The following is an 11,789-nucleotide window of genomic DNA, read 5'->3' as shown; positions in this document are numbered from 1 at the left end:
AATTAAATCTAAGGGGAGAGTAATATGAAAAAATGGTTGAAAGCAACAGGCTTAGCAGTGCTAGCCGTAGCCTTAACAGCATGTGGTACAGGGGGGCAAACATCCGGTGATGGCCCTGCTGAAAAAATCAATGTCGGGTACTTCCCTAACTTAGATCATGCAGCAGGAATCGTTGGAAAAGAAAAAGGATTTTTCGATGAAGAGCTTGGTGAAGTGGAAGCAGAGTTTAATCACTTCCCTAATGGTAATGATTTCATTGAAGCCTTAGAAACTGGTAATCTTGATATCGGTTATGTCGGACCAGGCCCTGCGATCAACTACTTCTTAACAGGTGGAGATATTGTTGTACTGGGCGCTGCTGCAAACGGGGCGACATTAATCGTTGCACGTGACGGTTCAGGCATTGAAACGCTAGAAGATTTTGGCGGAAAGTCGTTCTGTACTCCTGGTAATGGTTGCACACATAACGTTCAACTTGAAATTATGTTAAAAGAACTTGGACTTGAATCTAATCGTGTTGGTGGAACCGTTGAACATCAATCTCGTATCGCTCCTGCTAATATGGTTGCTATGTTTGAACAAGGTCAAATTGATGCCGCAGCTGCACCAGAGCCATGGGGTACGTACCTTGTTGAAGAATTAGGGGCAAATGTTATCACTGAATGGAACGAAGTCTTCCTAGGCGAAACGCTTCCAAGTGTTGTTGTCGTCACATCCACAAAATTTTTAGAGAACAACCCTGAAACAGTTGACGCGTTTCTACGTGGACATAAAACAGCTGTTGAATACACTCAAGAAAACACAGAAGATACGCTAAATACAATCAACGATGCATTATTTAATTTAACTCAAAATCGTTTACCAGACGCCGTTCTCTCTTCTGCTTGGGAGCGCATGGTTGTAACAACAGAGACGTATCCAGAAGCACTACAAGCTTGGGCAGATGCTTCATATGAATTAAAGTTCCTAGATCAAGATCCTGACCTAGATGGATTTGTTGACACATCTCGTTTAGATGCGATTTTAGCAGAATAAAAAGAAAAACCCTCGTGCTTGCATCCTTAGATGTTCGCACGAGGGTTTCTTTTTATTACATGTAATTGATTCTAATGAACCGACTGTATAACGCGTTCAGCCGCTCGTTCTCCTTGATCTATGCAATCAGGTAATCCAACACCATCAAGTCCAGCTCCTGCTAGGTGAAGACCTGGTAAATGTCTTGCCACATCTTCTCGTACTTTCGCAATTTTGAACGTGTGTCCGACATGGTATTGAGGCATTGATTCCTTCCAACGAGTGACCTCATAAAACATCGGATCTCCGTTAATATCCATGATTGTCTTTAAATCACGCATAACGGCTGAGACAATCTCTTCATCACTTTTATGAACAATCGCTGAATCATTGGCACGACCAACATAACTACGTAACAGCACATGGCCGTCTGGAGTCGAATGACGCCACTTTTTATGGGTCCACGTACATGCAGTAATGTCATAGGAGCTTTTCTTTGATACGACAAAGCCTGTTCCTTCATATGGATTGTGCACAGCTTCCTTTTTAAAGGCCAGCGCAACGGTTGCAACCGTACTTGCTTCCATCTCATCGAAATAACGGAAGAAATCATACGCCCCTAATATTTTCGCTGTAATATGAGGTGGTGTCGTGATAATGACTTGATCATACGTCTTCGTTTGACCATCTGCAAAAGTTAGCTCATAGCGATCAGATATCTTATTAATTGCTTGAATTGTCACACCTGTGTGGATCGAATCAGCATCAAGCTTTGACTCGATCGCATCAGAAAAGGATTGTAAGCCACGTTTAAACGTTAAGAACATTCCTTTTTTCTTGCCTGTCTCTTGCTTATTCGTTGTTTGCTTCCCTCTAGTTGCTTGTAGACCTTTAATTAAACTACCATGCTTCGCTTCTAGCTGTTGAAACTGTGGAAACGTTGCTTTTAAGCTCAGCTTATCAAGGTCTCCAGCATAGATTCCTGATAAGAGTGGCTCGATCAAATCATCGACCACTCCTGCACCAAGACGCTTTCTAAAGAAATGGCCCAATGAGATATCATCATCTCGCCCGACGGTTCGAGGGAGAACGAAATCCCCGAGTGCTCTTACTTTAGCCAGTGGAGAGAAAAGCTTCGTTGTAGCAAACGGCATGAGCTCTGTCGGAATACCCATCACAGAGCCACCAGGCATCGGATACAAGGTGTCTTCTTTTAAGATATAAGCTTGACCTGTATCATTTGCAAGTAGCTCATCACCAAGACCAACCTCACGTGCTAGTCTTGACATGCTTGTTTTTCTCGCAAGGAAGGAATCAGGTCCCCCTTCAATGACAAAACCATCACGATGATACGTTTTGATCTTTCCACCTAATTTTGTATCTTTTTCAAATAAATCATAGGTGATCGCTTGATGCCCTTTAGCTTGCTCGAGCTTGAATGCTGCGGCAAGACCCGTAATTCCGCCTCCAATAATGGCAACTCGCTTCTTATCTGGCATAAGACGCTCACTCTTTCTCTTTTAGCTTTTTAGAGACCACTGTTGCTAAACAATCTAGAAACTCTTCTTTAGAATTCGGCATTTCAGGACGGTAATAGTTCAGACCTAGTTCGTCTGTTACTACTTTACATTCCACATCATTATCAAATAGCACTTCTAAATGATCGGCAACAAATCCTACAGGACAATAAACCATTGATGTATAGCCCTGCTCGTTATAAAGATCACGTGTTAGATCTTGTACGTCGGGTCCAATCCACGGATCAGGTGTGTTTCCTTCACTTTGCCAGCCAATCGTATAATTCTCTATACCAGCTGCCTCTGCAATTAAATCTGCCGTCTCTTGCAATTGCTCGGGGTATGGATCTCCCATTGCAATAATACGTTCTGGCAAACTATGTGCAGAGAAGATCACACAGGCTTTTTCTTTGTCTTCTATCTTGGCCATTGTATGTTTTACTTGGTTTGCCCAGTAATCGATAAACTTCGGCTCATCATACCAGCTTTCCACACTATAAATCGTAGGACCACCAATTTTCTCAGACTCTTCATGCGCACGCCCGTTATAAGACTTGACACTAAATGTTGAGAAGTGAGGGGCTAACACGATGCTGACAGCTTCTTCGATCCCATCAGCTTTCATTTGTTGGACAGCTTCTTCAACGAATGGATCGATATGCTTTAATCCTAAATAGGCTTTAAATTCGATATCATCAAATTGCTCATTTAAAACTCGCTCTAAGCCAAATGCTTGGTCTTCTGTAATTTTAGCAAGTGGACTAATTCCCCCAATCGCTTCATAACGCTCCGTAAGATCTGTTAGAGCTTCCTCAGAAGGTTTGCGTCCGCGACGAATATGCGTATAGTATGGTTCAATTTCTTCTTTGCTTCTTGGCGTTCCATAAGCCATCACAAGTAAACCAATTTTTTTCTTAGCCATTCTATTTTCCACTCCTTAATTCACTTCTTAGGATGAATGCTTCGCTGAATACTCATGTACGAATGCTGTTAAACGTCTTAATGTATCTGGATTCACCTCAGGGAAGACACCGTGACCTAAGTTGAAGATGAAGTTATCCGATTGCATGCCTTGGTCTAGAATCGCTTTTGCACGTTCTTCAATTACATTCCATGGTGCTAATAAGATCGCTGGGTCTAAGTTTCCTTGAACGGTCTTTTGAATGCCGCGCTCTCTAGCCTCATTTACAGACAGACGCCAGTCAAGTCCTACGACATCAATCGGTAGATCGTTCCATTCGTTAGCAAGATGGCTCGCACCTACACCGAACATAATAAGTGGAACATTCTCTTTCTTCAGTTCTGTAAAAATTCGTTTCATAACAGGCTTTACAAACACACGGTAATCAGCAACAGTTAACGCTCCTACCCATGAGTCGAAAATTTGAATCGCTTGAGCACCTGCTGCGATTTGTGATTTCACATACGTAATCGTTACATCGCCTAACTTGTCCATTAACATATGCCAAGCTTCTGGTTCTGCGTACATGAATGCTTTTGTCTTATTGTAATTTTTAGAAGGTCCACCTTCAATCATATAGCTCGCAAGGGTAAATGGAGCACCGCCGAAGCTAATGAGAGGAACCGTTAATTGTTCACGAAGTAATTTAATTGTATCGAGTACATATGGAACATCTTCTTCTGGCGTAATCATTCCTAGCTTTTCAACATCTGCTTTTGAACGAATTGGGTTATCAATAACCGGTCCAATGCCTGATTTGATTTCTACATCGACACCAATAGCTGGTAGTGGCGTCATAATATCTTTGTAAAGAATCGCTGCATCATTGTTGTATTGATCGACAGGAAGCTTTGTTACATACGCACATAGCTCAGGCTGATGCGTAATTTCAAATAGAGAATATTTCTTTTTGATCTCACGGTATTCTGGTTGAGAGCGCCCTGCTTGTCTCATATACCAAACAGGTACATGGTCATGCGCCTCCCCCTTACAGGCTTTTAAAAACGTATCGTTAAATGTTGGTTGAGTCATCTTGCCACACCCTTCTGTCTATTCACTATGTATTAGTTTAATTCAATCCGAGCAAAAAATCATGTTTTATACCTCTTTACTATAATGACCATTACGCGCACTGTATAGCCTATAAAAAAAACTGTCATAAAATTGATGAATGTTTAGCCATCAACTGGTACATATCAAAGAAAAAAGGCTGGGACGAAAGTGCTTTACCAGCAAGGATCCGTACAAATAAGAGGCGGTGCGATTAAGCCGCTCCTGAAATATACTCCGCTTTCCGCGGGAAGCTGCTGAGCCATCTTGTGCTTCGCACTGCGGTGTCTCAGCGTTGCTTTTCATCCCGCAGGAGGTCTACGTATATTTCATCCGCTAAGTTTGTGCATTGTTCAAATTCCCAGTTAACACTTTCTTCATATACAGCCTCTTTACTCTCTGTCTATTAAAAACCGAAACTAAATTCTGCTTGGACTCGGTTGGATGGGTCCCCTTCTTGGTTGGTGATCGAATCGACTGGGGCAACCTCGTACGTTTTCGACGAGAATGGATTAAATCGACTTACAACATATTCGCTATCTTCTCGGACTGTTGCCAGTCGTTCTCGCTCTCCTTTATGAATCTCGTAAATATGATAGTATACTCGTTCATCACTAGAACCTGTCCAATCAAGCTCAACACTCATTAATCCACGTCCACCCATCGAGAGTGTTGCTGTTAAATCACTAATCGTTGCCAGACGAACAGGTGGCAATAACTCGTCCACTCCATTTGGCTTTTCAAACGCAACATTTTTCTTCTCTGGGTCGAGATCATTTAAAATGTCCTTCATCATTACGGTCGGATAAGAACTCCCTCCGCGAAGATACGTGTCTGTAGTTGTCAGGTCATAGCCCATCCAAATCGATCCAACCACCGTTGGTGTATAACCAACAAACCAAGCATCCATCGCTCCACCTTCTACACCAGCAAAGCTCGTCGTGCCCGTTTTTCCTGCAAGTGGTGTTTCAACGGAGCCATTTCTTGCGGTCCCTTCTGTGACAACAGATTCTAACATACGTGTCATATGCCAAGCCGTTTGTTCAGACAGGACTTCTGTTTCAGCCGTATTTGCTCTCCCAATTAACTCCCCATTTCGGTCATAAATTTCCGATATAAAATGAGGATCAATCATCTTCCCTTCTTTTGCAAACACACGATAGGCTTTCGTCATCTCAAGAGGACTGACGCCATTTTCAAGCCCACCTAAGGCAATCGACAGTCCTTTATCTGGTAAGTCGATGCCGAGTTTCTTCAAATACGTTGTCGATGTGTTAATACCTAGCTGGTTCAATAACCAGACGGTAGGGGCGTTGGTAGAATGAGTTATAGCATCATACATCGTGACTTGCCCGCTATATTCGCCGCCTAAATTTCGAGGCGTATAATCACCATAAGTTAGCTCTTCATCGACTAACATCGAATATGGACCGTAAGTCCCTGTTTCAAGAGCTGGGGCAAACACAGCAAGTGGTTTAAATGCTGAACCAGGTTGTCTTTTTGAATCAACTCTGTTCAAGCCACGCCTCACATATTCACGCCCTCCTTGTACAGCTAAAATCCCACCTGTCTCCACATCCATAAAGACAGCCGTCGCCTCGGCGCCTTCATTGCCGCTCGGAAAATAACTATCATTACGAATATGATCGTAAGTCGATTGTTGTAACGTCTGAATCATCGGAACGACAATTTTATATCCACCAGACAATACTTCCTCATTCGTTAATTGGTACGTCTCTGATGCCTCATCCAACACCATATCAATATAAGTCAGATAAGCGTCGTTCTCTGTGATTTTGTTATGATCAACAGCAACGGTGCGCCCTTTGAGTCTGACGGATTCCTCGGTTGTAATATACCCTCTTCGCTCCATGACCGTTAATACCACATCTCGACGTTGCTTACTTCGCTCGGGATGATTGATCGGTGAATAGCTATTAGGCGCTTTCGGAAGACCTGCTAAAAGCGCTCCCTCATCGACTGTCAACTCACTCACATGCTTATTAAAATAAAGCTTCGAAGCAGCCTGAACCCCGTACGCCCCGTGACCAAAGTAAATCCGGTTCATATACATCTCAAGGATTTCGTCTTTACTGTATTTCCTTTCTAAGTTCATCGCAATCAACACTTCTTTTGTCTTCCTTAACCACGTCTTTTCATTAGAAAGAAACACGTTTTTTGCAAGCTGTTGGGTAATCGTACTCCCACCTTCTACTTTTGCTCCTGCTAATATGTCACGGTAAATGGCTCGTCCAATCGCTCTAAAATCAATACCTTGATGGTCATAAAAACGTGCATCTTCAATCGCAATAAACGCTTCTTCGACATGATCTGGAATCGCATCTATGGAGACTAGCTCTCGATTTTCTATATATAATTTCGTTAATAATTCGCCATTTTCATCAACTAGTGACGTCGCTGTATTCATAACTAACTTCTCATTATCTATCGCGAAATTTCCAGCTAAAAGAATTACTAGATAGCCAACGAGTCCAATCAACACCGTTGAAAGGACAATGATGACACCTATCGTTAAACGTTTTAGAAGCATATTATCCCTCCTTTTCCATAGTATAGCCCAACATATGAAGGAAACTCCAAACACTTCGTAGATTTCTATTACTACATAGAACCAATCTATTGTAAATCGAATCGATCCTTTTGCCAATAACAGAACGCCTGCGATATACTTTCTACGACAGAAACGAATCAAAGGTTTCATAACTGATCATTGGAGGAGATGTAACAATGTCTGTGTTCATAACAAACGAACAACCAACCAACACCGCTTACATTACATTGACTAGTAAAGAAGACACGCTCTATTACACAGAGCATCATGAGCAAACAGATGGGAAACAATACTCTACTATGAATGAAAACGGGGACCTGCCCACTGCGGGGTTTGTTGTACTAAATAACATCCCTGTAACGGACGAGGGACGAGAGCAATTTGAGGAAAGATTTAAAAACCGTGCAGGCTTAGTAGAAAAAGAACCAGGATTTAAAGCGATCCGGATCTTGCGTCCTGAAACAGACGATACGTATATCGTTATGACCATTTGGGATACGGAACAATCGTTTAAAAAATGGCAGGAGTCACAAGCCTATAGCCATGCTCATAAAAAGCGTGGAACAGACTCAGGATTAAAAACATCAATCTTCCCGAGACCATCATTTGTGACGACATATCAGGTCGAGAGTTAACTGTGTGCAAAGGGAAAGGGCCCCAGTGTTTGTAAAGACTGGGCCCCTTCTCTGTTGTTTTATTATTGTGAAGTAGACAAGCTTATTGTTTCCTCAAATTCTCCTTCACTCGTTCTCCAGATTACGTGAATGGTAGAGTCATTAATTGCATCCCGGATGGCTTCTGGATTGGTTCCAGATGTAGTTCCTCCAGAGCTCCCTAGTGCGACTTCTCTTTCACCCGCTTTAAATGAATCAAGATAACCATCGGCATTCAAACTTAGGGCTGACGGTGACTGAATACGATATGAAACCGTTTCGAGGTCTCCTTCTCCAGTGTAGATCATTTTTCCATTGTACTCTTTTTGCTCATCAGAATAAGAGTACTGGATTTTCACATTCCAATTATTTCTTTCTTCTCTGATATCAATAGTTGCAGAATTAGCACAAGCAGCCAAAATCATAATTATAAAACACGTAATCGCAACGACCTTCTTCTTCACTCCACTCACACCCTTCGTAAAGAACACCTACACATCACAAATATACCGTTCTAGAATCTATTCAAAATATCTTCTAACTTCTTCTATTTCCGTTGTCTCAAGAACCAATCCATTCCGGTCAAAGATGAGATACGTAGGGAATGTGTCGATGCCTAGAATTCTTGCTTCTGTCGGAATCTCCCCTGTCCCCCTAATACTACTTACAGCCTCTATTTCATTACTATTCATATTCATCCGCATAATTTCATCAGACTCTTTTTTGTACTTAGAAAAAGTCGAAGCACTATCAAAAATCACATGCACACTATATTTCCCTTCCGTAAATGGCAATAGACTAGCAATGATTTCTTCATCTTTAACGATCTCATCATACAATTCAATTTTCTCTGCTCGGTATGTCGGGAAGCCTTCTTCACTCTTTTGCAATTCAAATAACTTTTCGATATCTTGATCAATCGACACGGACTGCTCTTCAAATGATCCCTCTACCCACACTCTCATGTTTCCACTTGAAACATCTTCCTTGGTATCGTCATTTCCGATTGAATCAAAGATAATAGTTTGATCAGTCACCTTAACCCAATACCCATACACTTCATTCGGAATCTCAAAGTATTCTCTTTGCTCACTCGAGGAATCATCACCCGCATAAATAAAATACATTTTAGGATTGATTCGCTCTGAATTGATAAATCCTTCAAAGTCAGCTTCGCGTTCAAGATCCTGCTCTGTTTGATTGCAACCAATTAAAAAGAAAGCTAAAAAAACAAACACTACATTTCTTATAGTTAAACACTTACCAAACACCATTCAACCCATCCTTTATTTATTTTGACCTCGCAACATCCTATCAACCTTTTCCTCAATCCGATCTAACTGCTCACCCGTTCACTTATTTCTTGTTTTTGTCCTAGTTCAGTATTCCCCCAGACCTATTTCACCAAAAAAATCACAGCATCAAGTAAAAGGATCGGCATTATGAAGATCAATATCGCATTTATATTAAGAAAAGCAACGGTACCTGTCCCCGCTGCTTCTCTATGTAACCATCCGATGTCTATGTGCATAGATCGCAATTTGTGTTCGATCTTCTAGTTGGAGTTTTTGTAGGATGTTGCTGACATGTGTTTTGACCGTTTTGATTCCAATGAATAAGCTGTCGGCAATTTCTTGATTCGTACGACCGTCACCGATTAATTTAAGAACATCTAACTCTCTTGGTGTGAGGTTTTCGTGGAGGGATTTTTCTTTGGATGAACGCATATGTTTCATCATTTTGTTGGTCACTTTGGCAGCTAGTACGGATTCTCCCTTCGCTGCTGATCGTATTGCTTCGGCAATTTCATTCGCTGTCGAGGTTTTTAATAAATAGCTAAAGGCACCTGCTTCAATGACGGGATAGACTTTTTCATCATCAATAAAGCTAGTAAGGACGATCACTCGACTTTTTGGATCAGCCGTCATAATCGCTTTTGTCGCCTCAATTCCATCCATCTTCTCCATCACAAGGTCCATGACGATCACATCCGGCTTGAGCGCAAGGGCTTTTTTGACGCCTTCTTCCCCATTTGATGCTTGTTCTATGACATCGATATCTGGTTGTGTGGAAAGATACGCCGACATCCCCATGCGAACCATTTCATGATCATCAACAAGTAATACGTTAATCATTTACCTCTTCTCCTCTCCAGGCGATAGGAATCTTTGCCTCAAGCTGTGTTCCTTGGCTCGGTGCTGATAATAGATTCAGCACGCCACCTACCTCATTCATTCGTTCTTTCATCGTCAGTAAGCCGTAAGAATTCATGTCGACCTTCTCAGGATCAAAGCCAACCCCATTGTCTACTATACGAATCTGAATCTCTTTCTCACTTTCATGCAACTTAAACTCCACTTGGGTCGCTTTTGAATGCCTTAATATATTCGAAATAGCCTCTTGAATCAACCTATAAATCTGATCTTCAATCCCTTTAGGTAGTTCTGTTATGACGTTCATCGAGAATGTCACGTCCACTTTATGCTTTTCCTGAAGCTCCTTAAATAACTGTCCGGCCCCTTCTTCTAAACTTTTTCCTTCAAGATGAGCTGGTCGTAAATGCAATAGAAGTGCTCTCATTTCTGCTTGAGCCGTGTTCGCCATTTTTTCAACGATTTCAAGCTGACTATCTTCTTTTATTGGACTCGATTTTAAGGCAGCTGTCATCATCGAGATCGCGAAAAGCTGCTGACTAACCGCATCATGTAGGTCGCGCGCTAGTCTCTGTCTTTCTTCAGTTACAGCGGCTTTTTTCATAGTTTCCTGCATGGCAGCTCGTTCAGTCGATAAACGTTGCAAAGAAGCAATTTGCTGTTCGATTTGAGCAGCCATTCGATTCATTCGTTCAGTCAATTCCGTTAATTCATCGTCTCCATCTAATATGAGTCGATGAGAGAAGGTTCCTCGTTCATATCTTGCTACCCCGTGTACGAGTGAATCAATTCGTTTGGTGATGGGGCGAGCTTGCATGGCTCCAGCAGTCAAACCAAATATTAGAACCAAGAGGAGGAGCCAAATCAAAATAGGTAAGTAAAAGAGCTCAATGTCGATGAGTAAAAGGAGGCCCCTGTCTTCTTGGTATGTCATCATAAATGAAACGAAGAGGACAACAAGGGCTGCGATGAGTAGATTATGGCGAATAAATTGCCAATGAAGTCTGGCTAGACGTTTCTTCATATCATCCTCACCGTCACTTCCCCCAACATCACCGACAACACAAGCTTGACCCGGCGCTTAGATGATTTGTATCCACCCGGGTGATGCTGCATTTGCAAATTCACACCTGAATGCTTCTCATGAAGAATCGACATTTCTCCGGCAAAACATGTCGCTTGAACAGCAATTTCTAAGCCCTCTGGTACATAAACATCAATCTGGCCAATTCCACCTTGGATAATGATAACCGTTTCCCCTTCTGGAATGATGGCTTTCGAAATATCCATTTTCACTGTGCCAATCCCATGCCAGATCGTAACATCTGAAAGTTCAAACTGCTTATCCATATATTGAATGTCGCCAATAAAACTTTTGCGAACAATCGGAGTGTACTTTTGTTTTAACGCTTGATCTTCATTAAAAGCTCTCTCCACAGAAACTTCTAGCCCGTCTACCTCGCTCTTGACCTCATCGATTGTTTGTTTAATTTCTGATGTAATGTCGTCTTCTGCATCCCAATTCTCGTCTCTTCCTTTTTTCAATCTTTTTTCCCGATACGTTTGTGAACGTTTTTTTGATTTATTCGGCGCTTTTAAATATTTCGCTCCATAATAAAAACAAAGTGCAGCTAAAATAACACCAATAAAATTAATCGAAAATAATTGATCCATGATAATGCTTCCACTAATAATAAAGAAAATAAATGCGATCAGTTTGCTTCGATGTGTGTAAAAATAATAGCCTATAAAAAAGAATACTAAGGGAGCAATGAGTCCGTTAAGCGCAAAACGAAACACATTAGCTAGCATCCAGATTCCTATGAAGACGATTATAATGCCTATTAGGCGCTGCTTACTCATATAACT

At 41.6% G+C, this 11,789-nt stretch carries 11 protein-coding genes; 2 read left to right on the top strand and 9 right to left on the bottom strand.

Annotated features, from left to right (window positions below):
* Window positions 1–24 precede the first annotated feature (24 nt).
* Complete coding sequence (locus CDZ88_RS02010) at window positions 25–1,035, top strand: aliphatic sulfonate ABC transporter substrate-binding protein (RefSeq protein ID WP_100371954.1); 1,011 nt, start codon at window positions 25–27, stop codon at window positions 1,033–1,035.
* 71 nt (window positions 1,036–1,106) lie between these two features.
* Here CDZ88_RS02010 and hemY read toward each other — a convergent pair whose 3' ends face one another.
* The 4 genes from hemY to CDZ88_RS01990 all read right to left on the bottom strand — a co-directional run bounded on the left by hemY (window position 1,107) and on the right by CDZ88_RS01990 (window position 7,093).
* Window positions 1,107–2,513 (bottom strand): protoporphyrinogen oxidase, encoded by a 1,407-nt coding sequence (gene hemY / locus CDZ88_RS02005; RefSeq protein ID WP_100371953.1) that lies wholly within the window; start codon window positions 2,511–2,513, stop codon window positions 1,107–1,109.
* Between the two features lie 7 nt (window positions 2,514–2,520).
* On the bottom strand, window positions 2,521–3,453 hold the full coding sequence (gene hemH, locus CDZ88_RS02000) for a ferrochelatase (RefSeq protein WP_100371952.1): 933 nt from the start codon (window positions 3,451–3,453) through the stop codon (window positions 2,521–2,523).
* Between the two features lie 27 nt (window positions 3,454–3,480).
* On the bottom strand, window positions 3,481–4,524 hold the full coding sequence (gene hemE / locus CDZ88_RS01995; RefSeq protein WP_100371951.1) for a uroporphyrinogen decarboxylase: 1,044 nt from the start codon (window positions 4,522–4,524) through the stop codon (window positions 3,481–3,483).
* A gap of 424 nt (window positions 4,525–4,948) precedes the next feature.
* Window positions 4,949–7,093, bottom strand: a complete 2,145-nt coding sequence (locus CDZ88_RS01990; protein WP_100371950.1) for a transglycosylase domain-containing protein — start codon at window positions 7,091–7,093, stop codon at window positions 4,949–4,951.
* Between the two features lie 197 nt (window positions 7,094–7,290).
* On the opposite strand from CDZ88_RS01990, the gene CDZ88_RS01985 reads away from it, so the two are divergent.
* Window positions 7,291–7,749, top strand: a complete 459-nt coding sequence (locus CDZ88_RS01985; protein WP_100371949.1) for an antibiotic biosynthesis monooxygenase family protein — start codon at window positions 7,291–7,293, stop codon at window positions 7,747–7,749.
* Window positions 7,750–7,811: 62 nt separating this feature from the next.
* On the opposite strand, the gene CDZ88_RS01980 is transcribed toward CDZ88_RS01985, so the two are convergent.
* From CDZ88_RS01980 to liaF, 5 genes are all read right to left on the bottom strand, one after another.
* Window positions 7,812–8,231: a hypothetical protein gene (locus CDZ88_RS01980; RefSeq protein ID WP_100371948.1), complete on the bottom strand. Its 420-nt coding sequence runs from the start codon at window positions 8,229–8,231 to the stop codon at window positions 7,812–7,814.
* 57 nt (window positions 8,232–8,288) lie between these two features.
* Window positions 8,289–9,041: a hypothetical protein gene (locus CDZ88_RS01975; protein ID WP_100371947.1), complete on the bottom strand. Its 753-nt coding sequence runs from the start codon at window positions 9,039–9,041 to the stop codon at window positions 8,289–8,291.
* Window positions 9,042–9,269: 228 nt separating this feature from the next.
* Window positions 9,270–9,902 carry a response regulator gene (locus CDZ88_RS01970; RefSeq protein WP_100371946.1) on the bottom strand — a complete coding sequence of 211 codons (633 nt, stop codon included), beginning with the start codon at window positions 9,900–9,902 and terminating at the stop codon, window positions 9,270–9,272.
* On the bottom strand, window positions 9,895–10,944 hold the full coding sequence (locus CDZ88_RS01965) for a sensor histidine kinase (protein WP_100371945.1): 1,050 nt from the start codon (window positions 10,942–10,944) through the stop codon (window positions 9,895–9,897). The genes CDZ88_RS01970 and CDZ88_RS01965 overlap by 8 nt, the downstream gene beginning before the upstream one ends.
* The gene (gene liaF / locus CDZ88_RS01960; RefSeq protein WP_100371944.1) at window positions 10,941–11,783 is read right to left on the bottom strand and encodes a cell wall-active antibiotics response protein LiaF; all 843 of its coding nucleotides are present in this window, start codon (window positions 11,781–11,783) and stop codon (window positions 10,941–10,943) included. Before liaF ends, CDZ88_RS01965 begins: the two co-directional genes overlap by 4 nt.
* Between the last annotated feature and the right edge of the window lie 6 nt (window positions 11,784–11,789).

The sequence above is a fragment of the Bacillus sp. FJAT-45037 genome (assembly GCF_002797325.1).
Lineage (GTDB): Bacteria > Bacillota > Bacilli > Bacillales > Bacillaceae_D > Alkalihalophilus.
Note: the sequence above shows the minus strand (reverse complement) of the source record. Positions and strands in the feature narration are given on the sequence as shown.